At 57.7% G+C, this 23,990-nt stretch carries 21 protein-coding genes; 7 read left to right on the top strand and 14 right to left on the bottom strand.

Translation table 11 applies throughout. The features are described 5' to 3' along the window. Positions 1 to 63: 63 nt before the first annotated feature. Complete coding sequence (locus tag H1B31_RS07160; RefSeq protein WP_185979829.1) at positions 64 to 1,674, bottom strand: MBL fold metallo-hydrolase RNA specificity domain-containing protein; 1,611 nt, start codon at positions 1,672 to 1,674, stop codon at positions 64 to 66. 146 nt (positions 1,675 to 1,820) lie between these two features. Here H1B31_RS07160 and H1B31_RS07155 point away from each other — a divergent pair, with 146 nt between their 5' ends. Beyond that, the gene (locus H1B31_RS07155; RefSeq protein WP_185979828.1) at positions 1,821 to 2,681 is read left to right on the top strand and encodes an NAD(P)-dependent oxidoreductase; all 861 of its coding nucleotides are present in this window, start codon (positions 1,821 to 1,823) and stop codon (positions 2,679 to 2,681) included. 206 nt (positions 2,682 to 2,887) lie between these two features. Here the strand turns inward: H1B31_RS07155 and H1B31_RS07150 are convergent, their stop codons facing one another. The 9 genes from H1B31_RS07150 to H1B31_RS07110 all read right to left on the bottom strand — a co-directional run bounded on the left by H1B31_RS07150 (position 2,888) and on the right by H1B31_RS07110 (position 13,619). Further along, on the bottom strand, positions 2,888 to 3,574 hold the full coding sequence (locus tag H1B31_RS07150; RefSeq protein ID WP_185979827.1) for a thiamine phosphate synthase: 687 nt from the start codon (positions 3,572 to 3,574) through the stop codon (positions 2,888 to 2,890). Between the two features lie 72 nt (positions 3,575 to 3,646). After that, positions 3,647 to 4,180, bottom strand: a complete 534-nt coding sequence (gene rbr / locus H1B31_RS07145) for a rubrerythrin (protein ID WP_009439770.1) — start codon at positions 4,178 to 4,180, stop codon at positions 3,647 to 3,649. A gap of 103 nt (positions 4,181 to 4,283) precedes the next feature. Then, a complete protein-coding gene (locus tag H1B31_RS07140) occupies positions 4,284 to 5,912 on the bottom strand; it encodes an FAD-dependent oxidoreductase (RefSeq protein WP_185981256.1) in 1,629 nt (542 codons plus the stop codon). A gap of 107 nt (positions 5,913 to 6,019) precedes the next feature. Further along, the gene (gene ahpC, locus H1B31_RS07135) at positions 6,020 to 6,601 is read right to left on the bottom strand and encodes an alkyl hydroperoxide reductase subunit C (protein ID WP_185979826.1); all 582 of its coding nucleotides are present in this window, start codon (positions 6,599 to 6,601) and stop codon (positions 6,020 to 6,022) included. 172 nt (positions 6,602 to 6,773) lie between these two features. Continuing rightward, positions 6,774 to 7,304, bottom strand: a complete 531-nt coding sequence (locus tag H1B31_RS07130) for a NapC/NirT family cytochrome c (protein ID WP_185979825.1) — start codon at positions 7,302 to 7,304, stop codon at positions 6,774 to 6,776. A 10-nt stretch (positions 7,305 to 7,314) separates the two neighbouring features. Further along, complete coding sequence (locus H1B31_RS07125) at positions 7,315 to 9,063, bottom strand: FAD-dependent oxidoreductase (protein WP_185981255.1); 1,749 nt, start codon at positions 9,061 to 9,063, stop codon at positions 7,315 to 7,317. A 121-nt stretch (positions 9,064 to 9,184) separates the two neighbouring features. Beyond that, the gene (gene nspC / locus H1B31_RS07120) at positions 9,185 to 10,324 is read right to left on the bottom strand and encodes a carboxynorspermidine decarboxylase (RefSeq protein WP_009439775.1); all 1,140 of its coding nucleotides are present in this window, start codon (positions 10,322 to 10,324) and stop codon (positions 9,185 to 9,187) included. Then, positions 10,324 to 11,523 (bottom strand): saccharopine dehydrogenase family protein, encoded by a 1,200-nt coding sequence (locus H1B31_RS07115; protein WP_185979824.1) that lies wholly within the window; start codon positions 11,521 to 11,523, stop codon positions 10,324 to 10,326. The genes nspC and H1B31_RS07115 overlap by 1 nt, the downstream gene beginning before the upstream one ends. 89 nt (positions 11,524 to 11,612) lie before the next feature. Further along, positions 11,613 to 13,619, bottom strand: coding sequence for a methyl-accepting chemotaxis protein (locus tag H1B31_RS07110; protein WP_185979823.1), 2,007 nt, complete (start codon positions 13,617 to 13,619; stop codon positions 11,613 to 11,615). Positions 13,620 to 13,892: 273 nt separating this feature from the next. On the opposite strand from H1B31_RS07110, the gene H1B31_RS07105 reads away from it, so the two are divergent. The 5 genes from H1B31_RS07105 to H1B31_RS07085 are packed head-to-tail and all read left to right on the top strand — an operon-like array spanning position 13,893 to position 18,331. Further along, positions 13,893 to 15,122, top strand: coding sequence for an FAD-dependent oxidoreductase (locus H1B31_RS07105; RefSeq protein WP_185979822.1), 1,230 nt, complete (start codon positions 13,893 to 13,895; stop codon positions 15,120 to 15,122). Between the two features lie 36 nt (positions 15,123 to 15,158). After that, entirely contained in the window at positions 15,159 to 15,464 is a 306-nt protein-coding gene (locus H1B31_RS07100) for a hypothetical protein (RefSeq protein WP_009439780.1), read from the top strand. After that, positions 15,461 to 16,963 carry an anthranilate synthase component I family protein gene (locus tag H1B31_RS07095; RefSeq protein WP_185979821.1) on the top strand — a complete coding sequence of 501 codons (1,503 nt, stop codon included), beginning with the start codon at positions 15,461 to 15,463 and terminating at the stop codon, positions 16,961 to 16,963. Before H1B31_RS07100 ends, H1B31_RS07095 begins: the two co-directional genes overlap by 4 nt. Continuing rightward, a complete protein-coding gene (locus H1B31_RS07090) occupies positions 16,947 to 17,522 on the top strand; it encodes an anthranilate synthase component II (protein ID WP_185979820.1) in 576 nt (191 codons plus the stop codon). Before H1B31_RS07095 ends, H1B31_RS07090 begins: the two co-directional genes overlap by 17 nt. After that, on the top strand, positions 17,519 to 18,331 hold the full coding sequence (locus tag H1B31_RS07085) for an HAD-IIB family hydrolase (RefSeq protein ID WP_185979819.1): 813 nt from the start codon (positions 17,519 to 17,521) through the stop codon (positions 18,329 to 18,331). Before H1B31_RS07090 ends, H1B31_RS07085 begins: the two co-directional genes overlap by 4 nt. Before the next feature lie 68 nt (positions 18,332 to 18,399). Here H1B31_RS07085 and H1B31_RS07080 read toward each other — a convergent pair whose 3' ends face one another. From H1B31_RS07080 to H1B31_RS07065, 4 genes are all read right to left on the bottom strand, one after another. Beyond that, the gene (locus H1B31_RS07080) at positions 18,400 to 19,638 is read right to left on the bottom strand and encodes a porin (protein ID WP_185979818.1); all 1,239 of its coding nucleotides are present in this window, start codon (positions 19,636 to 19,638) and stop codon (positions 18,400 to 18,402) included. Between the two features lie 205 nt (positions 19,639 to 19,843). Then, the gene (locus H1B31_RS07075; protein WP_185979817.1) at positions 19,844 to 20,677 is read right to left on the bottom strand and encodes a polysaccharide deacetylase family protein; all 834 of its coding nucleotides are present in this window, start codon (positions 20,675 to 20,677) and stop codon (positions 19,844 to 19,846) included. Between the two features lie 128 nt (positions 20,678 to 20,805). Beyond that, positions 20,806 to 21,384, bottom strand: coding sequence for a hypothetical protein (locus H1B31_RS07070; protein WP_185979816.1), 579 nt, complete (start codon positions 21,382 to 21,384; stop codon positions 20,806 to 20,808). 134 nt (positions 21,385 to 21,518) lie between these two features. Further along, complete coding sequence (locus H1B31_RS07065) at positions 21,519 to 22,955, bottom strand: carbon starvation CstA family protein (RefSeq protein WP_185979815.1); 1,437 nt, start codon at positions 22,953 to 22,955, stop codon at positions 21,519 to 21,521. A gap of 226 nt (positions 22,956 to 23,181) precedes the next feature. Between H1B31_RS07065 and H1B31_RS07060 the strand changes: the two genes are divergently transcribed. Next, the gene (locus tag H1B31_RS07060) at positions 23,182 to 23,979 is read left to right on the top strand and encodes a sulfite exporter TauE/SafE family protein (RefSeq protein ID WP_185979814.1); all 798 of its coding nucleotides are present in this window, start codon (positions 23,182 to 23,184) and stop codon (positions 23,977 to 23,979) included. Positions 23,980 to 23,990: the final 11 nt, after the last annotated feature.

Below are 23,990 nucleotides of genomic sequence, written 5' to 3'. Positions count from 1 at the left end.
ATGCAAGTGCAAGGCACACAGTTCTGCAATATCCAATTTTTGACTAACGAATCTAAATACAACTCAAATATTATACGGCGCGGCGAGCTTCTTGAAATAATTGCGCGCCTTCTGCATCGTGCGAATGATTGGCTCCATGAGCTTCGGCTGACGTACGACAGTGCGGATGATCGCCTTGCGCAGCTGACGGTACTCCGCATCGAAGTCGCGCATGACATCCTCCATCTCCGCCTCAACCGAGACAGACGGAATATTCGATGGGATGAGATTAGCGCTCCGCCCCTGTATCGTCACAATGTCGCCGAGGAAGGGCGCATAGACCTCGAGCCCGAGCTCCTCCTGTATGCGCTCCTTGAGTGCCTCCTGCGCCTGTCCCTCGCCGTGAACGAGGAAGACCTTCGCGGGGCGCGGCTCCGTGATGGAGCGCATCCAGTCGACGATCTGCTCCGCATCCGCGTGCGCAGAGAATCCTTCGAGCACCTGAATCTGCGCCTTGACCGCAATCTCCTCACCGAGGACGCGCACGCGCTTGATTCCGTCGACAAGCCGCCGCCCGAGGCTCCCCTCCGCCTGATAGCCGACGAAGAGCACGGTCGACTCGGGACGCCAGAGGTTGTGCTTCAGATGGTGCAGCACACGCCCCGCATCTGCCATGCCCGAGGCGGAGAGGATGATTGCCGAACCCTCAGCTGAGTTGAGCGCACGCGACTCCGCCGCTGTCTCCGCAATGCGCACCTGCGGGAACGCGGGAATCGTCCCCTGCTCGCCGAAGAACGCAATTGCCTCGTCGTCGAAGTCCTCATAGTTTTTCAGAAATACACGTGTTGCCTGGATCGCGAGCGGACTGTCGATGATGATCGGAATATCCCCGTCGAGGCGCCCCGCCTTCCACAGATTGTAGAAATAGTAGAGCAGGGTCTGTGTCCGCCCGACGGCGAACGACGGAATGATGACGTTGCCGCCGCGATCCATCGTGTCGCGGATCACCTCGAGCAACGCCGACTCCTTGTCGTAGTCGCGATGAATGCGATCGCCGTACGTGGACTCGACAAGCAGGAAATCCGCCCCCGCAACCGCCTCGGGGTCGCGCAGAATGGGTTGGTTCGGCTGACCGAGATCGCCTGAGAAGACAAGCTTTGACTCCTGCCCGCTCTCCTCCACTACGATCTCGAGGATCGCGGAGCCGAGAATGTGCCCCGCGTCACGGAATGTGAGCTGCAGATTATCTACCTGCAGCGGCGTACGATAGGCAACGGGTTCGAACAGCTCGAGCGCAGAAAATGCATCCGCCTGTGTATAAAGCGGCGTGATGGGCGCTTCGCTGCGGCGCGCGTTCTTGCGATTGAACAGTTCTGCATCGCTCTCCTGAATATGCGCCGAGTCCGGCAGCATGATGCGGACGAGATCGCAGGTGGAGCGCGTCGCATAGATTTTCCCACGGAAGCCCTCGCGCACGAGGCGCGGAATGCGTCCGCAATGATCGATATGTGCATGCGTCAGAAAGACTGCCTCGATCTCGGCGGGATTGAACGGAAAGTCCTCATAGTTCATCTCACGCAGACGGCGCGTCCCCTGATACATGCCGCAGTCCACAAGATAGCTGTGATCGCCCACATGAAGCAGATAGCATGAACCCGTAACGACGTGTGCCGCGCCCAAAAACTCGAGCCGCATAAGATATCCTCCCTCCTGATATACCGTGGTATCGCGTATCATTCTTATACCTATAAAATTCGGAATTCATCAAAAAAATCCTGCTTTTTGCAGGATTTTATGCTACACTGAGCGCAGAGAAGTGATACGAAACGGAGGAAAGCACAATGAAGAAAATTGGATTCATCGGACTCGGCATCATGGGTGCGGCAATGGCAGGTCATCTCATGGATGCAGGCTATGAGCTCACGGTCTACAACCGCACAAAGTCGAAGGCGGACGCCCTCGTTGCACGAGGCGCAAAGTATGCCGACAGCCCTGGCGCATGCGCACGCGGACAGGACGCCGTCATCACGATGGTCGGCTATCCGAAGGATGTGGAGGAGATCTACCTCGGCACGGACGGCATCCTTGCAAACCTCAAGGCGGGCGCATATACCGCTGATATGACGACCTCCTCGCCAGCGCTTGCCGAACGCATCTATGCAGAGGCAAAGAAGCGCGACATCCACGCGCTCGACGCGCCCGTCACCGGCGGCGACATGGGTGCGCGCAATGCCACGCTCAACATTCTCGTCGGCGGTGATGAGGATGACTTTAACGCAATGCAGCCCGTCTTTGCGGCCATGGGTAAGAACATCGTCTACGAGGGTGCGGCAGGCGCAGGGCAGAAGACGAAGGCAGCGAACCAGATCGCCGTTGCAGGCGCGCTCGCGGGCGCATGCGAAGCATTCGCCTATGCACGCGCCGCAGGGCTTGATCTTGAGAAGGTCTATGCCTCAATCTCTGGCGGTGCGGCATCGAGCTTCCAGATGTCCAATATGATCCGCATGGCGCTCGATGGGAACTTTGCCCCCGGATTTATGATAAAACACTTCGTCAAGGATATGACGATCGGTGCAAAGACCTCCAAGGAGTATGGCATGACCTTGCCTATACTGGAACAAATACTGCGCGAGGCGCGCACCCTCGAGGAGCGCGGCGGCGGTGCGGACGGCACACAGAGTCTGCTGCGCTACTATGAGTAGAAAACAGCCGTTGCTGTCACGATGTGTTGTGATGTCCCTAAGCGAACCCTAGTGGAGCAAGCGGAAACAAGGGCACGTTCTGCCCCCTGCGGATTTCTACCGTTCAAGCGTAGCGCGTTTAGAAATTCGCAGGTATTTAGGCAGATAAGTGCCCGACCGCTTGCGTAACTAAGCGTTCGCGTGGGACAAGCAACACAAGGAGATTGCTACTCCCGCCAGACGCGCACCATCTCCTCTGCGGCGACATAGGGATGCGCTGCCTCCGCAACAGCACTGACGACGAAGAAGCCCTCGACGCCTGTCGCCCTGAGCGCGGGGAGATCGGACGCCTTGACGCCGCCGCCCACGACCACGGGCACGGGGCTAACGCGATGCAGATCTCTCAGCTCATCGAGGCTGCGCGTCACAATCTCCCCCGTCGCCGTCCGCCCCGCCTCGGGCTTTGTCGGCGTCGCATGGAGCGGCCCCGCGCCAAAGTAGTCGATGCATGTGGTATCGCAGTGCGCCGCATAGTCGAGCAGATCGGTCGTGCGCGCGGAGAGCCCGACGATTGCATCCGCACCGAGATATTTGCGGCAGACATCGGGCGGAATATCCCCCTGCCCCACATGCACACCGTCCACCTTGATCCCCTGCTCCCGCGCCGCGAGTACAGCATCGAGGCGATCATTTATGACGAGTGCCACAGCGTCCGATTTCCCCTGTGCCGCAATCACATCTGCCGCCGCGCGCGTGAGTTCGATGATCTCACGCGCCTCCGCGTATTTTGCGCGAATCTGAACAAAGGTGAAGCCCGCCTGCACAGCCTCAGCGATCACGCGCGCCACAGGGCGCCCATCCGTATTCTCGGGACCGATCACGAGATAGGCGGACAGATCAAACTTTCCTCGCATCTGAATTCTCCTCCTAACAAAAATCCCCGCCATTCGGCGAGGATTTTTCTATCACAGTCGCTTTTTAACGACTCAATAATTCTGCACAACCTGCTGGAAGAAGGACTGCGGGTGCTCACAGACGGGGCACTTCATCGGCGCCTTCGGGCTCTCGCAGACATAGCCGCAGTTGAGGCACTGCCAGATGATCTTCTCATCGCGCTGGAACACCGTGCCCTCATCCACCTTCTGCAAGAGCAGCTTGTAGCGCGCATCGTGCTCCTTCTCGATCTTGCCGACGGCATCGAAGAGGCGGGCGATCTTGTCAAAGCCCTCCTCGCGCGCAACGCGTGCGAACTCGGGGTACATGCTCGTCCACTCCTCGTTCTCTCCGGCGGCAGCCGCAGCGAGGTTCGCCTTCGTGTCGCCAATGCCGCTCACGAGTTTGAACCAGATCTTTGCATGCGCCTTCTCGTTGACCGCCGTCTCGTTGAAGATGTTCGAGATCTGGACGTAGCCGTCCTTCTTCGCCTGCGACGCGTAGTAGAGATACTTTGTGTGCGCCTGCGACTCTCCGGCAAATGCCGCCCAGAGATTCTTCTCGGTCTGTGATCCCTTGAGTTCCATAGTGCTCTCCTTTTCTAAAACAAATACACAGAATATATCAACCTGCGGGAGAAGTCCTGCCGCCCATCTGCGCCTTGCTCAGGGGCGCGGACAGCGAGCTTGCTCAACCGCGATTGACCAGAATATCAGCGACCTCGTCTATGTTCTTCTTACCGAAGAAGAGGTCTTCCCCCACAATCATGCAGGGAACGCTCATCACACTGTACTTCTCTTTCAGCTCGGGGAAGTAGCGGATGTCGTAGATGTCCGCACGCACGTCCGCACGCTCTGCCGCAATGCGCTGCACAGCGGCGACCACATCGGGGCACATCGTACAGGAGAGGGACATGAGCACCTTGACATCGGCGGGCGCGGAAATCTGCTCAATTTTCGCGCGCGTCTCGTCCCGCAGCTCCTGACCTGGACCTGCCACATTGTAGAGGGCAAGGATGAACGAGTTGAACTCGTGTCCGCCCGGCACGGCGTGGAACGTAATGCCGCTCGGCGTGCCGTCCCCCCTCAGAACCTCGATGCCGGGCTGCCCGTCCCCGGCCTCGCGCTCCTCATAGCTGACCTTGTCCGTGAGACCCGCGAACTCATCCATAAAGCCGCGCAGCTCGCGCGAGAGATCTCCGTCGTCGTAGTGTCCGACAAGCTTGACCGAAGTCTCAAACTTATCAAAGACCGCTGCCAGCTGCTCGCGGATCTCGGCAGAGATGAAGTTCGTCTCGTTGCCGTCTGCCGCTTCCTTTTCGATGGAGCTCTTGCGCTGCTCAAAGCGCTTTGCATCCACCTCGGCGCGCGCAAATGCGGGCAACTTGAGGCGATCGTGCAGCGCCGCCGCATGACGCTCCGCCGCAACCGCAGAGACTGCGCCGTCGGAGACCGCCGTCACAACCTGACGCAGCGTCTTGATGCAGACATCGCCCGCAGCAAAGACCCCCTTAATATTCGTCTCCTTCTCCTCGTTCGTGATGACGTAGCCCTGCTCATTCAGCGCAACCTGCTCACGGAACAGCCCCGTATTCGGGATATAGCCGGCAAAGACGAAGACGCCGAACGTCTCGCCGTCCTTTGCCATATAGTGCTCGACCTTGCCCGTCGTCTCATCGCGGAAATCGGCATAGGAGATCATCGTCTCGCCGCCGACGCGCTCCACAACCGTGTTGAAGCGCACCTTGATGTTCGGATAGTTCGCGAGCGCGTCCACCGCCGTCTGCGGTGCGCGGAACTTGTCGCTGCGCACGAGGATCGTGATGGACTTGCCGTAGCGCGAGAGGAACATACTCTCCTCCACCGCCGCAAGCCCGCCGCCAATGACGAAGATGTCCATGCCCGTGAAGAACTCGGCATCGCAGGTCGCGCAGTAGGCAACGCCGCGCCCCTGGAACTTTTTCTCGCCGTAGAAGCCCACCTTGCGCGGATTTGCTCCCGTCGCGAGGATGACGCTCAGCGCCTCGACCGTGCCCGCCGTCGTCTCGAGCTCCTTGATGTCTTGATCGAGTTTCAGACCGATGACCTCTGCCGTGACGAATTCCGCGCCGAAGCCGCGCGCCTGCTCCTCCATCTGTGCCGCGAGCTCGGAGCCGCTGACCTTGCCCGTGCCGGGATAGTTCACGACATCAGCGGTGATTGTGATCTGTCCGCCGACCTTCTCCTTCTCGATAACGAGCACCTTGCATTTCGCACGTGCCAGATAGATGGCGGCAGAGAGTCCCGCAGGGCCGCCGCCAACGATGACGGCATCATACATTTTATCCACCAAAGCACCTCTTTTGTTTGACAGGAAGCCGCCCAAAACAGCGCTTCCATAGGAAAAAGCACTTCGCAAGCAGCCTCGCGAAGTGCTCCGTTTATCTCTTAGAGTTTGCCGACGAGGTCGAAGCTCGGCTTCAGCGTCTTTTCGCCCGGCTTCCAGCGCGCGGGGCAAACCTCATCGCCGTGCTCAGCGACGAACTGGAGTGCCTGCACCTTGCGGAGAAGCTCCTGTGCATTGCGGCCGACGTTGCCTGCACTCACCTCATAGGAAACGATCTTGCCCTCGGGGTTCACGATGAACGTGCCGCGCTCAGCAAGTCCCGCATCCTCGATGTAGACCTCGAAGTCACGTGCGAGCTTCGCCGTCGGGTCTGCGAGCATCGGGTAGGTCAGCTTGCTGACGAGGTCGGAGCTCTCATGCCATGCCTTATGGACGAAGTGGGTGTCACAGGAAACACCGAAGATCTCGCAGCCGATCTTCTTGAACTCGCCGTACTGCTCCTGAAGGTCAGCCAGCTCCGTCGGACAGACGAACGTGAAGTCCGCCGGATAGAAGAAGAACACGCTCCACTTGCCCTTGAGGCTTTCCTTCGTGTACTCGACGAACTCGCCCTGTGCTGCGCCTTCCTTCTTCTGGAATGCCTGTACCTTAAAATCGCTGATTTCCTTGTTGATGAGTGACATTGAATATCCTCCTTTGATAGTAAACCAATCGCTCTCGTATCGAACGATTGCATATGTCCTTAATGTGGCTTTATCATATCACAGGAGATTTTCCTTGTCAACAGAAATTTATACTTTTTAATAACTATTTTTATTTAGCTATCCTCTGCGGCAAAAAGTCCCGAGAATCCGCCTACTTTTCCCAGCTCGCATCCAGCTTCCAGCTCACGCCGTGGCATGCCGTGCACTTCTTTGCAGACTGAGGATGGTGCATGCTGTGACAGTCCATGCAGTTCTGCGGGTTCTCGTTGCCCGCGAGATGCACGGGATCGTGCGGGCTTTCCTTGCCATAATGCGCCGTCGCCTGCTTGATCTCGTCGAAGCTGTGGCAGGAGAGACACTGCGCATTCGTATAGCCGTACTTCGGCATGGGGTTCTCATAGTTGCCTGTAACGAAGAGCCAGCCCTCCTTCATCTGCTGCAGCAGCGTCGGCTCGTGGCAGTCATGACAGGTCACGCCCGCATCAGCATGCTTCTTCGCAAGGAGATCCCCCTGTGCATAGCTGTCGTACTCCGGCTGCATATTGTGACAGCTTGCGCAGAAGGCAGGATTTGCACTGACCTGCGAGAGAATGGCGAGCCCGCCGAATCCGCACGCGGCAGCTGCAACGACGAGGAGCAGGAGCACGCGCGGCTCTTTGAGTTTCTGAAACAGTTTCATCATTCTCCCCCTCTCAGAGCTGCGCCGTGACATTGCCGACGAGACGCCCGTAGACGAGCGCAAAGGCGTGGCTGACGCCCGCCGTCACGACGGGATAGTCCCCGACGAATCGCCCGCCCTGCGTGTTGCCGATGGCGTAGAGGCCGGGGATGCCGTGATACTTCCGATCGAGCACATTGCCGTCCTCTGGATTCACCGTCAGCCCGCCCATATTGACGAGCAGCGCCCCGCCGAGCATCTTGCCCGCATAGAACGGTGCCTTCTCGATGGGGAAGAGGCGCTTTGCCGCCTTGCCGAAGTCCGCATCGTTGTGTGCATGCGCCAATTCGTTGTAGCGCGCGATCTCCACGAGGATCGTCCGCTGCACATCGGGGCGATCCGGTGCAAGCGCCGCCGCGAGCTCCGCAAGCGTATTCGCCTTGATAAGCCCCGGCGTCCTATCCAGATCCTCACGCGAGGTGTAGGACGTACGCCCGATCGCCCACTGACAGTCGGGCGGGAGTTTCGGATTCTCCGCAGCGGAAACGCAGTGGTTCACGCTCCCGTGCGATACCCCCATCAGCGGCAGCTGCTCCGGCCAGTTGTCGTCAAAGATCTGCCACGCGTAGTCGCCGCGCTGGCGATAGATCGCACAGGAGAGCTGCTGACCGCCGATGTCCTCGTTGACGAAGCGCTTGCCGTCGTCGTTCAGCAGGAGATAGGCATCCACGCCGAGCGGTCCGCCGAGCGTATGGATCATCGGCGCGTGCGGACCGTCCTCGATCTTGCCGCCGACCCACGCCGCCATCACATGACCGTCCCCCGTATTCGTCGGACTGTCCCACGCATCGCGGTTCGGGAACACATTCATATAGTCCGCCGCCCACGGCACGAAGTACCTCATCATCTCCTTGTTGTTGCCGTAGTCCCCCGTCGCGAGGATCACCGCCTTGCGCGCCGTGCACTTCACGAAATTCCCGTGAATGTCTTCGCCGATCACACCTGTCACGCGCCCCTCATCTGCTTCACGGATGAGCTTCTTCGCGCGCGTTGCGTAGATGAATTTGCAGCCCTGTGCGAGGCATTTCTCATAGACGAGGGTCAGGAGCGGCTCCTGACTCGGCAGGAGGGTCATGACCGTCGGATAGGTCGGGCTGTTCTCCTCGCTGCGGTTATAGCCTGCTGGCAGCGGATAGTGCATCATCATGAGGTTGATCTTCGAGCGGTCGAGCTCCGTATCCGTCTCCTTCATGACGTGAACGGCGGGCGCAAGGTCGAGCATCCAGTCAAAATCCGCGCCGCTATGCTCCGCCCAGTAGTTCCACATGCGCTGATCCGAGCGGTAGCCCATCTGCTTCATATTCTCGAGGATTGCCTCGTTCTTGTCGAATGCAATGCCGAGCTCGCGCTGATAGCGATTGCCGATTGTGCCGTACTGTCCGCTGCGGCACTGCCACGTGCTCGCACGCTCCATGACGAGGACGGACGCGCCGTGCTCCGATGCCGCGCGCGCTGCGGTGAGCCCCGCAAGCCCCGCGCCCACGATGACGATGTCCGCGCTGTGCTCCGCTGCGATCTTCCCCTCCGGAATCTCCGGCGCCGTGCCGAGCCATGTGGGCGGCGGAGGCGGTGCTGCAGGGGCTTTCGGTGGGATGAGGTGATCGTCAGGGTTTGCAGCGCATCCGGCAAGCAGCGCAGGCGCTGCGACAAAACCGCCGAGTGCAAGCGCGCCCCCCTTTAGAAAATTTCTGCGGCTTACAGCCGCTTTCTCTTCCCCATTCATCATATCCGCTCCTTTCGAGTTCATTATACAAGAGATGGTTGATAAATACAAATTAAGCAGCGATAGATTTTGTTTATCTATTGCTGCAAAAGAAAACCGCCATGACGGCGGTTCCCACATCTCAAAGTCTCATCTTAAAATCTTCATATCCGAATTCACGCACAATCTCCCATTCCCCACGGGGCGAAACGGCGATGATGTTCGGCAGCGGCATGCCGTTGAATGTATTGTTCTTCACCATCGTATAGATCGCCATATCACCGAAGACAATGCGGTCGCCAACGCGCAGCTCCGCATCGAAGGAATACGTGCCGATCGTATCGCCCGCAAGGCAGGTCGGCCCCGCGAGCGTATAGGTATGCGCCTTCTCCCCCGCCTCGCCCGCGCCGATGAGTGGCGGGCGGTACGGCATCTCGATAACATCGGGCATGTGGCAGGTCGCGGACGTGTTGAGGATCACATTGCCGCCCGTCTGCACCTCGAGCACCTCGGCGACGAGGAAGCCCGCATTGAGCGCGATCGCCTCACCCGGCTCGAGATAGACCGCCACGTCATAGGTCTCCTGCACATGGCGAATCAGCTTCTTCAACAAAGCGATGTCATATCCTTCGCGCGTGATATGATGCCCGCCGCCAAAGTTCAGCCACTTCATCCCGTACAGATATTTCCCGAACTTCTCCTCGACGGCTGCAAGCGTCGCCTCAAGCGCATCCGCCCCCTGCTCACAGAGCGTATGGAAGTGCAGCCCATCGAGTCCGTCGAGCAAGTCCTCTCGGAAGTCCGCGATCTTGACGCCGAGGCGCGAGCCGGGCGCACACGGGTCGTAGATTGCGTGCTCCTGCGTCGAGCGCTCGGGGTTGATGCGGATGCCGCAGGACGCGCCCTGCGCCCGCGCCGCCGCGCCGAAGCGCTCCCACTGGGCGAATGAGTTGAAGATGATGTGGTCGCAGATTGCCGCGAGCTGATCGATCTCCTCCGCCTCGTAGGCGGGCTTGAAGACGTGGTTTTCCTTCCCCATCTCCTCCTGCGAGAGCCGCGCCTCGTAGATGCCGCTCGCCGTCGTTCCCGCGAGGTAACGCCCGATCAGCGGATAGTAGTGATACATGGAGAAGCATTTCTGTGCGAGGAGCACCTTTGCACCCGTATCCTCTGCAATCTCCGCGAGTATCTTCAGATTTTGCTCGAGCAGCTCCTCATAGACGAGGTAGGAGGGCGTCGGAACAGCGTCCCACTCTGCCCGCCATGCCGCGCGCGCCGCCATCAGTCCACCAATACGGGGCTGTGGCTCTCCTGCCACGGCAGCCCCCAGACGTTCAGCGCGTCCATGAACGGATCGGGGTCGAACTCCTCGACGTTGAACACGCCGGGACGCCGCCACTTTCCCGTCATCACCATCATCGCGCCAATCATCGCGGGCACGCCCGTCGTGTAGGCGACCGCCTGCGAGCCGACCTCGGCGTAGCACGCCTCATGGTCGCAGACATTGTAGAGGTAGTAGTTCTTTTCTTTCCCGTCCTTCTTCCCACGGAAGATGCAGCCGATGTTCGTCTTGCCCTTCGTGCGCGAGCCGAGGCTCGCGGGGTCGGGCAGCACCGCCTTCAGGAACTGCAGCGGGATGATCTTGTGCCCCTCGAAGTCGATCGGCTCGATGGAGGTCATGCCGACGTTCTCCAAGCAGCGCAGATGCGTGAGATAGCTCTCACCGAAGGTCATAAAGAAGCGGATGCGCTTGATGCCTTTGATGTTTTTCGCGAGCGACTCGAGTTCCTCGTGGTGCAGGAGATACATGTCCTTCTGCCCGACCTCGGCAAAATCATAGACGCGCTTGATCTCCATCGGCTCTGTCTCGACCCACGCGCCGTTCTCCCAGTAGCTGCCCTTTGCCGAGACCTCGCGGATGTTGATCTCGGGATTGAAGTTCGTTGCAAAGGGATAGCCGTGGTCGCCGCCGTTGCAGTCGAGGATGTCGATGTAGTTGATCTCGTCAAACTCGTGCTTCATCGCGTACGCGCTGAACACGCCCGTCACGCCGGGGTCGAATCCCGAGCCGAGCAGCGCCGTCAGCCCCGCCTCGCGGAAGCGATCCGCATACGCCCACTGCCAGCTGTACTCGAATTTCGCCGTGTCCTCGGGCTCGTAGTTTGCCGTATCGACGTAATGCACGCCCGCCGCAAGGCACGCATCCATGACGTGCAGATCCTGATACGGGAGCGCGAGGTTCAGCACGACATCCGGCTTAAATTCGCGAATGAGCGCCGTGAGCTCCGGCACGTTGTCCGCATCCACGGCGGCGGTCTCGATCTTCGTCTTGCCGCCGTCCAGCTTCGCCTTCAGCGCATCGCATTTCGACTTCGTGCGCGAGGCAATGAGGATCTCCTCAAAGACCTCCGGATTCTGACAGCATTTATGCACGGCAACGCTCGCAACGCCGCCGGCACCAATAATCATCGCTTTTCCCATGGGAACGCCTCCTTTATCTATGCTCCTATCATACAACAGGAAAGGGGTCACTGCAAGTGCAGTGACCCCTGTTGAGATTTATTTGAGATTTAGAGTTTGAACTTCTTCGTCTCGTCTGCGAGCTCATCCGCAAGGTTGGAGAGGCGTCGTGTCGCCGCCGCAATCTCCTCCATGGAGGCAGACTGCTCTTCGGTCGCCGCAGAGACATTCTGAGCACTGTCGGCATTCACCGTGCTAACCTTCTGGATCTCCTCGATCTGTGCACGCACCGTCTGCGTCTCGTTCTCCATCTGCTGAATGCCCGAGGTGATGCCCTTTACGCCGTCGCCGAGCTGCTGAATCGACTCCGCGATCGACTGGAACACATCGTCTGCCGTACGAACCGATTCCAGACCATGTCCGACGTACTCACTGCCGCGCTTGCCGGCCTCGACCGCGCGCTCCATATCCGCCTGTACGGACTGCATGGTCTCGGAGATCTTCTTCGAGAACTCGCCCGATTCCTCGGCGAGCTTCCTGACCTCCTCGGCAACGACGGCAAAGCCGCGTCCGTGCTCACCCGCACGCGCCGCCTCGATGGCCGCGTTGAGCGCGAGCAGGTTCGTCTGCTCGGCAATGCTGCCGATGACCTCGACGCTGTGGCTGATCTCCTCGGAGCTCTTACCGAGTGCCGAGATTGCGGCATCGACGGTCTCCGAACCCGTCTTGATCTGCTCCATGTAGTTCACGACCTCGTCGATGGAGCGGCGCCCCTCCTGCACGCGTTCCACCGTCTTGTTCGTGACCTCTGCAACCTCACCCGCCTGCTTGGACATACCCGCAGCATGGCTCGAGATCGAGGCCGCCGCATTCGCTACCGAGGTTGAGGCATTGGACTGACGCTCCACGCCCTCGGCGATCTCCGTGATCGACATGGCAACGTGGTTGGACGCCTCCGCCGACTGCTGGGATGCCTCTGTGAGCCCCTCTGCCGCAGTTGAGAGCTCCGTCGCATTGGACTGGATTCTCTTAATCAGCGTATTGAGCGTATGCCGCATCTTGATGAAGCCATCCGAGAGCTGCCCCATCTCATCCTGCGAAGTGATGGTCTTCGGCGTCTCGCGCAGATCGCCACTGTTGAGTATGTCACAGACGCGCACAACCTTCTGGATGCCTGCTGCAAAATTATTCGAAACGAAGAAAATCAGCGCTGAGATAATGAGAACGATAACGATGGTCAGCCCCGCCAGTACCATCAGCAGCGTATGTGCATCCTCAAGGATCTCACTGTCAGACGCCTCCGACATGACGACCCAGCGCCGTCCATCAAGCTGAATTGGAACCAGGGAGCCCGTCATCCCCTCGCCCGACTCACGTTCATAATGTGCAAGTGCAGGCTCGTTCTTGTCGATGACAGACTTAAATGCATCCACAAGGCTCATCGAGATCTTGACGCTCGAGACCTCCTTGCTGAAGTCGAGTTTGCCGACCTGAGCCGGTTCATTCGGGTGGATGATGACAAGCCCCGACTCGTCCATGACGACAAGCTGACCTGTCCGATAGGTCGCCATCTTCGCAAGGGTATCGTCAAAGCGCGAGAGTCCGATGGTTCCCGCAACCACACCTACAACCGTGCCGTTCTCTATCACAGGAACACCGATGACGGTGACAACCTTGCCGGAGATCGCAGAGATCACAGGCTCCGAGACGACGGTCTTCTTCGTCTGGACAGCCTTCTTAAAATAATCGCGATCCGAACGGTCGATCTCGTTGCCGTCCGCATCGAGTCCAATTCCATCGAGACCAAGATAGGCTACATTCGAGAAGACCTCGGTATGCTGCTTTACCTCCTGCAGTGCAACCAGCTTAGCCGCATTATCTCCGTGCAGAATGGCCTCATTGCCTGACAGAATCTCGAGATGTACCTCGTTCGTCTCAAAGATGCGCCGTACCTCGAGTGCTGCCTGCTTGCCAACACCCTTGCCGATCGTATCCGCATTCTCCACGAGCATATTGCTCGCCATTTTGTAGCTTACGCCAAAGAACACGAGAAAACCGACGAGCATCACAGGCAATACAGATGCTAAAAACTTTGTACGAATGGATTTAAACTGCATATGACTGCTCCCCTCTCCCAAAATGTGGCCCATCTGTCTGTAATGGGATATCTTTACCCTATCACATATTTCAAAGAATAACAAGGCTTTTCTAGATAAAATCACATGCAAATCAATAGTAGTAACAATCTGTATTGTATCGTAATTCTGTTTTGCTTACATGGGCTTTTCTTTTTCACATCCTATGACAGGATGATTGAATTGTGCTATAATAGGCACCGTGTATACAATATTTTAAGAAGCGATACAATATAACGAAAGGAGCCATTCATCATGGCTGTTCACGTCATCAACGAGGCACGCCGCTGCCTCCAGTGCAAAAAGCCGCTCTGCCGCATGAAGGGCTGCCCCGTGCAGACGAACGTGCCGGAGATGATCCGCCTCTTCCTCGACGGCAAGATCAACGAGGCGGGCGCGATGCTCTATGACAACAATCCGATGAGCGTCTTCTGCTCGCTCGTCTGCGACCACGATGCGCAGTGCGAGGGCAACTGCATCCAGGGGCGGCGCGGCGCACCGATCCAGATCTCGAGCATTGAGCACTACATCTCGGATACCTACCTCGACAAGCTCGTCCTCTCGCGCAAATCCTACAACGGACACAACGTCGCCGTGATCGGCGCGGGGCCTGCGGGCATCGTGGTCGCAGTCAAGCTCGCGCAGGAAGGGTACGGTGTCACGATCTTCGAGCGCATGCAGAAGATTGGAGGCATGCTGCGCTACGGCATCCCTGATTTTCGTCTGCCGCCCTCGACCATTGACCGCTACGGCGAAAAGCTGCGCACGCTCGGCATCCACATCCGCCCGAACACAACGATCGGCGGCGCGCTCACGGTGGACAACCTGTTCCGCGACGGCTACGAGGCAATCTTTATGGGCACGGGTGCATGGCGTGCGAAGAGCCTTGGCATTCACGGCGAAACGCTCGGCAACTGTCACTATGCGGTCAACTACCTCCAGAACCCCGATGTCTACCATCTCGGCGACCGCGTCGCCGTCATCGGCTCGGGCAACTCTGCAATGGATGTGGCGCGCACGGCAATCCGCAAGGGCAGCCGCTACGTCACGATCTACGCGCGGCGCAACGGCATCTCCGCAAGCGAGCGCGAGCTGGAATACGCACTGATGGACGGCTGCGAGATTCAGTATGGAAAGGGTATCCACTCCGTCACGCCCGAGGGGCCGATGCTGTACGACCGCGTCTTTGACGAGGATCAGAATCTCATCAGCGAGGGCGAGCCCTATCTCATCCCCGCCGACAGCACGGTCATCGCGGCAAGTCAGGCGGCAAAGGACAAGATTGTCCGCTCGACGACAGGCATTACGCTCAACGAGAAGGGTCTCGTCAAGGTCGACGAGAACGGAATGACGGAGCGCGACGGGGTTTTCTCTGCGGGCGACGTGGTGCTCGGCCCCTGGAACGTCGTACAGGTGGTAAAGGACTCCAAGCATGTTGCAGACGCAATGATCCGCTATTTGGAAGCACGCGGCGCAAAATCATAAAGGCTTCGTCGCCGCAGGTAAGTAAAGGAGACAGCTATGACCATGAATGATCGCGAGATCACCGACCTCGTACGGCAGATGGCGGCACCGCCGAAGCCCCCCACGTACGGCGAGGCGGAGGTTGAGGAGCTCGTGCGCATGCACGCAGGCGGACGCCACAGGATGCGCAGCGAGGCGGAGATCCTCGCGCGGTACAACCTCGGACGCCAGCAGTATAGGCAGCTCAAATTCAGCCGTGAGAACAACCGCGAGCAGCAACAGATGCTCTATGCCGAGCTCAAGGTGCTCGGCTGGGTACTCGGGCGCAAGGAGCGGGATGTTGTCATGGAGATCAATCAATGAAGCTAAGTCTGACAAAGGCGGAGTTCATCGCGGCGGCAAAGACGGCGAACCTTATCACCGTCTCCACCGAGCTGACGATGGATCTCGATACACCTGTCTCGATCTACTACAAGCTCGTCGGCGAGAAAAAGGGCTATATCATGGAGTCCGTCGACACGACGCAGCAACAGTTCGGACGATACTCCTTCATCGGCGGCGAGCCGTTCGTACGCGTGCAGGTCTTTGCGGACAAGCTGCTCATCAACGAGAACGGCCTCATGAAGAGCATCGCGGGCGCGCCACACGAGACGATGAAGGCGTATGCCGCGCGCTTCACCCCTGCCATCACCGACGGAGAGACACTGCCCCTCGTCCACGGTGGACTTGCGGGCTATTTCACCTATGAGACGGCGGCGACATTCGATCGTGTGCGCGGGGTGGAGATTGGCGCGGAGGAGCTGCTCGGCCAGTTCATGATGTGCCGCTACCTCGTCGTCTATGATGCGCTCAAAAACAGTGCACGCCTCCACTACCTCGCAGATGTGCGGGAGGGCGATGATGCGGGCGAGCTCTACGACGCGGTCACCGAACGTCTTGCCGCTATGCGCGCACGCCTCGCCGCGCCGTTCGCGCCATCTGATTTTGCACCGTCAACGCGTAGTACACCTGTCGACTTTATGACGCGCTATGGGACGCCGCCCGAGGATTTCCTGCGTACAATCGACACGATCAAGGAGCATATCTACGCCGGCAACATCTTTCAGGCGGTGCCGTCCTTCCGCTTCCGCGAGAAGATTACGCGCCCCGCGTTCCTCTTCTATCGGCGGCTACGGCAAGTCAACCCCTCGCCCTATATGTTCTACTACAACTTCGGCGAGATCAAGCTCGTCGGCGCCTCCCCTGAGATGCTCATCAAGGTCTCCGGCAGTACGGTCTACACCTACCCCATCGCCGGCACGCGCAAGCGCGGCAAGACCGAGGAGGAAGATGCGCTGCTTGCCTTGGATCTTCGTTCCGATGAGAAGGAATGCGCCGAGCACGCCATGCTCGTCGACCTCGCACGCAACGACCTCGGGCGGATCAGCGTCCCCGGCACCGTACGCGTGCCGAAGCTCATGGAGGTCGAGCGCTTCTCCCATGTCTCGCATATGGTGAGCAGCGTCGTCGGCGAGATCGCCCCCGCATATGCGCCGATGGATGTCCTGCGCGCAACCTTCCCCGCAGGGACGGTCAGCGGCGCGCCAAAGCTGCGCGCGATGGAGATCATCCATGAGGAGGAGCAGGCGCATCGCGGCTTCTACGCAGGAACCGTCGGCTACATGGATTTTCGTGGCAATATGGACATGTGCATCACGCTGCGCACCATGTGCATCGAGAACGACGACACGGCCATCATTCAGTCGGGCGCAGGCATCGTCAAGGACTCCGTGCCCGAGAGCGAATACCTCGAGATTTTGCAAAAGGCGAAGGCTCTCTTTGAGGTCGTAGAGGAGGTGGAGAACAATGCTGCTTTTGCTTGACAACTACGACTCGTTCACCTACAACGTGTACCAGCTGCTCACGAATATCGGCGCAGAGGTCGAGGTTGTCCGCAACGACGTGACAACCGTCGGCGAGATTCGCGCAAAAAAGTACAAGGGCATTGTCATCTCCCCCGGCCCCGGACTGCCGAAGGATGCCGGCATTACGGAGGATGTGATCCGCGAGCTCGGCAGCGAGATTCCGATTCTCGGCATCTGCCTTGGACATCAGGCAATCGGTGAGGTGTTCGGCGGCAAGGTCGTCCGCGCAAAGGAAATCGTCCACGGCAAGGCATCCCCCATCCGCCACCACGGTACGGGCATCTACCGCAACGTCAATGCAGGCACGCAGGTCGCACGCTACCACTCGCTCATCATCGAGCGCGAGAGTCTGCCCGATGTACTTGAGATCACGAGCGACCTCGGCGACGGCACAATCATGGGCGTGCGGCACAAGACTCTGCCTATCGAGGGCATCCAGTTCCATCCCGAATCCATTCTGACACATGACGGACGTGCCATGATGGAGAACTATCTGACGGACATTGAGGCAATATGAGCGAAAAACGATATGACGATATCCTCCTAATCAGTGACTTGGACGGTACATTGATTCCGCGCTATGAGATGATCTCCGAGGAAAATGTGCGCGCCATCAACGCATTCACTGCTGCAGGCGGCGCATTTGCTGCGGCGACAGGGCGCACGCCCGAGTCCGCCCTCCCCTACCTCGAGGGCATCACGGTCAACGCGCCGAGCATCTTCTTCAACGGTGCGATGCTCAAGGATCTGTCGAAGAATCAGGTGCTTGAGACACGCACGCTGGACGGCGACATCTGGCGGACATTCGCCGCGCGCGTCCTCTATCAGTTCCCGCGCGCCTGTGTCGAGGTCTATACGGCGCAGCAGTGCAATATCCTCAGCCCCGAGGCGAACGACGACCCGCGTCTCGACGACGAGTTCTACAATGTGAATCACACGACGCTGAAAGCTGTCGAGGAAGAGACATGGCTGAAATTCTTCATCTGCGATGCGCCGATCAATCTGAGCTTTGTCGAGCGTCTGGCAGAGGAGCTAGGTATTGACAAATGCTCCAACTCCTTCTACTCCGAGGCAAACTACCTCGAGTTCGTCCCGCCCGGCACAAGCAAGGGCGCAATGGCAGAGGTACTGAAGGCGATGCCCGCCTACGCGGGACGGCGCATCATCGCCTGCGGCGACTATGAGAACGATGTCGAGCTCCTTCGTATGGCGGACATCGGCATCGCCCCAGAGGACGCTTCGGACGATGCAAAGGCGGCGGCAGACCGCATTGCCCCACCGTGCAGAGAGCCGATTGTACCGTGGATCCTGCGTGAGATATTATAATCGGACATACAAAAAGAGCGCTGCAACTGCAGCGCTCTTTTTATGCGGTAATTCGCTAATTAGTGAACTTAGAACGAGAACTGAACGCGTGCAAAGAGTGTGCTTGCATTCTTGTCCGCCGTGATGTCCTTGCCCTTGAAGTACTCGAGCTTCGTCATCACATTCTTGAAGAGCGTGTAGCTTGTTCCGACAGCCCAGCCCTTCTGATCGCGGCCGAGAACGTTGTAGGTCGGTGCAAATGCAACATTATTGCCGAGGTGACGATAGGCGATATATGCGCCCCACGAGCCCATATCGGAGTTTTTCGCGCCCTTATAGTCGAGCTCAATACTGCCAGCCTTCTTATAGTAGTCCGCCTCGGTGTTCTGTGCATAGGAGCCCTTGAGGGCAACATTCTTATCGAACACATACTTGCCGCCGACCGACCAGATACGAGCCTTGTCCGAATCAGCGTTCTTGCTGTAGGAAGCAGCCTTAAACACATCATTGTTGATCTGCTGATAGCCGACACCCGCCGTGAGCTTGCCCATACCGTAAGTGAGGTCGATGCCCTGATAGTTTGCTGCCGCATCCGTGGCCGACTTCACATTTTTATCAGATACACGACCTGCCGCAATCTTCGCCTTGACGACATTGCCAAACGACACCGTCGCACCCGAGATCGCCGTATCCATCGTCAGACCGTCATCTGCACCGGAGTAAAGATCCTGCTTGCCGAGCTTGATATTCAGATTACCATAGGTGCCATCTGCATACGCACGTGCAAGGGACATTGAGCTGCTGTCGTCCTTGTCCATGAAGTACTGCGTGTCGAGACGAGCCTTGACTTTCCAATGATCGTTGACCTCAGCAGATGGGAAGAGACGGAAGCGAACGCGATCCGTGTTCGTCTTCGAATGATCCTTGTCATGACGATCGCTGATATAGTCGTAGCGGAGGTAGCCCGTCCACTTCACCATATCCGCATTGCGCTCGAGGTTGGAGACGCGAACGCCGAGGTTGTTGAGCTCATCCGCAAACTCAGCTGCGAGACGGTCGACAAGAGCCTTGTCCGATGCGGACATATCGCCCTTCGCCATCGCCTTTGCCGTCATCTGCGCCATCTCATAACGCGTGATGTTGCGGTCGCCACGATACGTACCGTCGCCGTAGCCCTCGACAACACCGTCGGCAGCGAGCTGCGTCACAGCATCGTATGCCCAGTGGTCACGGGGCACATCCGAGAACGGATTTGCCGCTGCAAACGTCGTGGATGCTGCGCCGATCGTCAGCGCCGCTGCCAGAGCAGCTACCATTGTCTTCTTCATTTTACTTCCTCCTTTGTGGGAATCTCCCACAATCCAATGAATCGCCGAAATGCATACAGGAGGAACAGAGTATCCATGTTTCCTCGTGAACATCCCGTCCGCATATTCAGCCTTTGACATTATAGCACACTGCAATTATTTTGGAAAGACTTAACACTCTTATTTTGTCATTATTTGAAACAAATCGCATAAGTGAGAAACTTCTTCAGTTCCGTGTCCAACCAAACTGTGTGATATTCGAGGTATAGCGCAGACGATCAACGAAGTCCACATTCGTTGCCGCCGTACGAAAGACGGGCACACGTTCCATTGCATAGACATTGCTGCTGCGGTCAACATTGCCGTACTTCACGGTAAAACCGCCTTTGTACCCCGCCTCCTGCGCGATACCGACAATATGGAGATCGTGTACGCCCGTCGGATAGGCGATGAACTCAATGGGATGCCCGAGTTCCGCCTCCGCCTGCCGCTTCGACTCGACGAGTTCCTCACGGATACGGTCATCAGACAGCTCTGGCAACGGCGCATGTGTCACCGTATGCGACTCAATAGTAATGCCGTTCTGCTCCATCTCGCGCAGCTGATCCCACGTGAGATACCCCTTGCGCTTGCTGAGGAAGCCCGTCACGACGAAGATCGTCGCCTTGAGATTGTATTTTTTGAGGATCGGATAGGCATTCGTATAGTTGTCCTCATATCCGTCGTCAAATGTAATGAGCACAGGGCGATCGGGCAGTGTCCCCTTCCCCGCAAGAAAGTCATATAGTTCATCAGGACTGATACTATGGTATCCGTGATCCACGAGATATTTCATCTGCCAGTCGAAGTCCCCGGGCTCAATCGCCAGAGATATGAACATGGAGTTCACCATGTGATAGTTGAGCACGAGAACCTTCACATCGTCCTCGGGCGGAGGCAGCGGCGCGGGCGAAGCCTCCTCCTTCGGATGTCCAACGATCAGCAGTACACCAAACAGGATGAGCAGGACGGCGATCAGCGACCAAAACTGTCGCCCGCCAATCAGCTTCTTCAGATCCATGCCATCCCTCCCTTTCACTCTGCTCCATCGTCACTGTGCTTTATTGTACCCAGATTTGAAATGAAAATCAAGACACAAAAAAGGGACTGCCTCCAAAACGGAAACAGTCCCAACCTTTTTCGTGTACCTTAGTCCTTCGACCAAACCTCAGCCATGAGATCCTCGTAGACAGTCTCGAGCTGCTTCACGAGAATCGGAAGGAGCGTATGGATCATGATGGGATCGAAGGTCTCATCGGCGAACGGGATACAAACATCGAGGAAGATGGTGCCGTCCTCGCGCAGGTAATACTTGAACATCTTGTACTCCGCATTCAGCGTGTTGAGATAGCCCTTGATGCGATCGACGTTCTTCTCGTTGATGCCCGTCGCAATCTGCGTGCGGATGATCGTGAAGAAGCTGTCGTCGATGAAGATCGCCATCGGCATGACCTGTCCCTTCGCCTCGATACGCGAACGGAAGATCGTCGTATGGAACTGGTCATCAAGCGCCTGCGGCTCATCGAAGTAGCTGATGTCATTCTCCTTGATGAATGACTGGAAACGCTCCGCCTTCGTTGCAGTCTCCGATGCAGCTGCTTCTTCTGCCATTGCGGCCTTCTTTTCGTCCCTTGCCCCTCCGATCAGCTCTCTCAGCTTTTCCTCCTCAGAGGGCTTCGCTGCCGATTCCTTTACTTCCTTGACTTCTTTCTCTTCGGACTTTGCCATGTGTATAATTCCTCCCTCATTATATGCGAACGGCTATCATTCCGTTTCTGATTAGTACTATTTTACCATAAATTAAAATATTTGCAAGAAAAACCGCCGCGCGGCTGCACGGCGGTCTAAAAGTCGTTGTTTGCTCAAAGCGTTCTCTTGCGCAGAATGTATGCGCGGACAAAGAGTGCGGTGAAGAGAATCGCAAAGCCAATGCCTGCTGGGTAGGTGATATCGGTCGGCAGGCCAAAGCCCTCGGGCGCCTGCAGGAGGTAGGTCGTCGTAACCGCCGACATGAAAATCGCGGGCACGAGTGCGACGATGTAGGCATAGGAGCCCGGCTTATGCAGGTAGAGGTATGCCGTGCCCATCCAGAGCGTAATCATCGCGAGTGTCTGGTTTGCCCACGAGAAGTAACGCCAGATGATGGAGAAGTCCATCTGCGAGAGGATGAGGCCAATGCCGAGCATCGGTACCGCGATGATGAGACGCTTCGGCGCCTCCTTCTGCGGGATGTTCAGCCAGTCCGCAAGCGTCAGACGTGCAGAGCGGAACGCCGTATCGCCCGAGGTGATTGGGCAGGCAATGACACCGAGCATAGCGAGGATTGCGCCAATGCTGACGCCGCCGATTCCGATGACGCCCATGAAGCCGTTGCAGATCTCATAGACAACACCGCCGGGGCCCGCCTCCTTGAGCGCAGCTCCGAGTCCTGCCGTCCCATCGTAGAATGTTGCACCCGCAGCCGCCCAGCAGAGCGCGATGATGCCCTCGGCAACCATCGCGCCGTAGAAGACAGGGCGTCCCATACGCTCATCCTTGAGGCAGCGCGACATGATCGGGGACTGCGTTGCATGGAACCCCGAGACTGCGCCGCAGGCGACCGTGATGAAGAGCAGCGGCCAGATCGGCAGCTGTTTCGGATGCAGATTCTCGAGCGTCATCTCGGGCATGACATGCCCGCCGACACCGAAGAGCATGCCGCCCATGATGCCGAGTGCCATGACGATAAGGCAGATGCCGAATACCGGATAGAACCGTGCGATGATCTTGTCAATCGGCAGCAGTGTCGCCATCGTGTAGTAGATGAAGATGACGCCGAGCCACATAAGTACTTCCATGCCCGTAAGCTTTGAAAGCAGCATTGCGGGTCCGGTCATGAACACGACACCGACGAGGACGAGCAGGACGATCGAGAAGATACGCATGATCTGAAGCATGATATGCCCGAGATTCTTGCCGACGATCTCGGAGAGGCTCTTGCCGTCCTCACGGAAGGAAATCATGCCCGAGAGATAGTCATGCACACCGCCCGCAAAGATCGTACCGAAGACAATCCAGAGGTAGACGCTCGGTCCCCAGAGCGCACCTGCGAGCGCTCCAAAAATCGGCCCAAGACCAGCAATGTTGAGCAGCTGGATGAGGAATACCTTCCACGTCGGCAGGGGGATGTAGTCCACTCCATCCTCGAGCCGAATTGCAGGGGCAACCTCCCCTGTACGTCCAAACGCTCGGTCTACAATTGCCCCATAAACAATGTAGCCCACGATGAGCGTTGCGAGCGCACCAAGAAATGTAACCATTCGTCGTCACTTCTTTCTTTTCGTATGTAAATTACTGACCGGAAATTCCGGCTCCCCGTTCCCTGCCCTCCTTTCCTATGAGCAGTCAAAGAAGCTCCCCTAAATAAGTCCCTAAAATAAGAAATGGGCTTCTTTGCGCTCATCATATCATAAATACCGCCCTCTTGTCTAATACTTCCTGTGTGCTATAATGGGCAATACATTGATCACTATGGAGGAATGATTTATGGGACTTGATATTCTGCTCTTTCTTGTGCTCGGACTGTTTGTCGGCACATTCGGAACACTCGTCGGCATCGGCGGCGGGCTGATCTGCGTGCCGATCTTCATCTTCTTCCTGTCCGACGGAGGCATCTATCCGTATTTCCACACGGCGGCACAGATCACAGGCACTTCGCTTGTCATTGTGTTTGCAAACGCTCTCTCGGGGACACTCGCCTACATCCGTCAGCAGCGCGTCTACTTCCCCGCCGCCGTACCATTTGCACTCGCAACCCTGCCGGGCGCATTCCTCGGCTCGTATATCGTCGACGACTTTACGGGGCCGATGCTCTACGTATCCTATGGCACGTTCCTTCTGGTGATGGCGTCGCTTATGTATTGGAACGCGACGCACAAGAAGCACACGGATGTTCACACACTCTCCGCGAATTTTACGTTCAACCGCTCGCTTGGCATTGGTTCGAGCGCGGGTGTCGGCTTCATCTCGAGCATCTTCGGTATCGGCGGCGGCGTGATCCATGTGCCGCTCATGGTCTACCTGCTCGGCTTCCCCGTACACATGGCGACGGCGACCTCGCATTTCGTCCTTGCCTGCTCGGCGGCGTTCGGTGTCGTCAGTCACTTCCTGCTCAATCACATCATCTGGACACCTGCCATCTGCATCTCCATCGGCGCCGCGATTGGTGCCCAGATCGGCGCTGTCATCTCACAGAAGACGAAATCCAAGGTCATCCTCGTCCTTCTCTCACTCGCTATGTTCGCTCTTGGCATACGCCTGATCTGGATGAGCGGGATGTTGTAAACCACAAAACG

This window comes from Selenomonas timonae, assembly GCF_014250475.1.
Lineage (GTDB): Bacteria > Bacillota > Negativicutes > Selenomonadales > Selenomonadaceae > Centipeda > Centipeda timonae.
This window is presented reverse-complemented; position numbering and strand designations above follow the sequence as displayed.

What these genes read in the sequence shown, in the direction of transcription:
- H1B31_RS07160 (WP_185979829.1), bottom strand. Translation starts at nt 1,674, where the DNA reads ATGCGGCTCGAGTTTTTGGGCGCGGCACACGTCGTTACGGGTTCATGC.
- H1B31_RS07155 (WP_185979828.1), top strand. Translation starts at nt 1,821, where the DNA reads ATGAAGAAAATTGGATTCATCGGACTCGGCATCATGGGTGCGGCAATG.
- H1B31_RS07150 (WP_185979827.1), bottom strand. Translation starts at nt 3,574, where the DNA reads ATGCGAGGAAAGTTTGATCTGTCCGCCTATCTCGTGATCGGTCCCGAG.
- rbr (WP_009439770.1), bottom strand. Translation starts at nt 4,180, where the DNA reads ATGGAACTCAAGGGATCACAGACCGAGAAGAATCTCTGGGCGGCATTT.
- H1B31_RS07140 (WP_185981256.1), bottom strand. Translation starts at nt 5,912, where the DNA reads ATGTATGATGCCGTCATCGTTGGCGGCGGCCCTGCGGGACTCTCTGCC.
- ahpC (WP_185979826.1), bottom strand. Translation starts at nt 6,601, where the DNA reads ATGTCACTCATCAACAAGGAAATCAGCGATTTTAAGGTACAGGCATTC.
- H1B31_RS07130 (WP_185979825.1), bottom strand. Translation starts at nt 7,304, where the DNA reads ATGATGAAACTGTTTCAGAAACTCAAAGAGCCGCGCGTGCTCCTGCTC.
- H1B31_RS07125 (WP_185981255.1), bottom strand. Translation starts at nt 9,063, where the DNA reads ATGAATGGGGAAGAGAAAGCGGCTGTAAGCCGCAGAAATTTTCTAAAG.
- nspC (WP_009439775.1), bottom strand. Translation starts at nt 10,324, where the DNA reads ATGGCGGCGCGCGCGGCATGGCGGGCAGAGTGGGACGCTGTTCCGACG.
- H1B31_RS07115 (WP_185979824.1), bottom strand. Translation starts at nt 11,523, where the DNA reads ATGGGAAAAGCGATGATTATTGGTGCCGGCGGCGTTGCGAGCGTTGCC.
- H1B31_RS07110 (WP_185979823.1), bottom strand. Translation starts at nt 13,619, where the DNA reads ATGCAGTTTAAATCCATTCGTACAAAGTTTTTAGCATCTGTATTGCCT.
- H1B31_RS07105 (WP_185979822.1), top strand. Translation starts at nt 13,893, where the DNA reads ATGGCTGTTCACGTCATCAACGAGGCACGCCGCTGCCTCCAGTGCAAA.
- H1B31_RS07100 (WP_009439780.1), top strand. Translation starts at nt 15,159, where the DNA reads ATGACCATGAATGATCGCGAGATCACCGACCTCGTACGGCAGATGGCG.
- H1B31_RS07095 (WP_185979821.1), top strand. Translation starts at nt 15,461, where the DNA reads ATGAAGCTAAGTCTGACAAAGGCGGAGTTCATCGCGGCGGCAAAGACG.
- H1B31_RS07090 (WP_185979820.1), top strand. Translation starts at nt 16,947, where the DNA reads ATGCTGCTTTTGCTTGACAACTACGACTCGTTCACCTACAACGTGTAC.
- H1B31_RS07085 (WP_185979819.1), top strand. Translation starts at nt 17,519, where the DNA reads ATGAGCGAAAAACGATATGACGATATCCTCCTAATCAGTGACTTGGAC.
- H1B31_RS07080 (WP_185979818.1), bottom strand. Translation starts at nt 19,638, where the DNA reads ATGAAGAAGACAATGGTAGCTGCTCTGGCAGCGGCGCTGACGATCGGC.
- H1B31_RS07075 (WP_185979817.1), bottom strand. Translation starts at nt 20,677, where the DNA reads ATGGATCTGAAGAAGCTGATTGGCGGGCGACAGTTTTGGTCGCTGATC.
- H1B31_RS07070 (WP_185979816.1), bottom strand. Translation starts at nt 21,384, where the DNA reads ATGGCAAAGTCCGAAGAGAAAGAAGTCAAGGAAGTAAAGGAATCGGCA.
- H1B31_RS07065 (WP_185979815.1), bottom strand. Translation starts at nt 22,955, where the DNA reads ATGGTTACATTTCTTGGTGCGCTCGCAACGCTCATCGTGGGCTACATT.
- H1B31_RS07060 (WP_185979814.1), top strand. Translation starts at nt 23,182, where the DNA reads ATGGGACTTGATATTCTGCTCTTTCTTGTGCTCGGACTGTTTGTCGGC.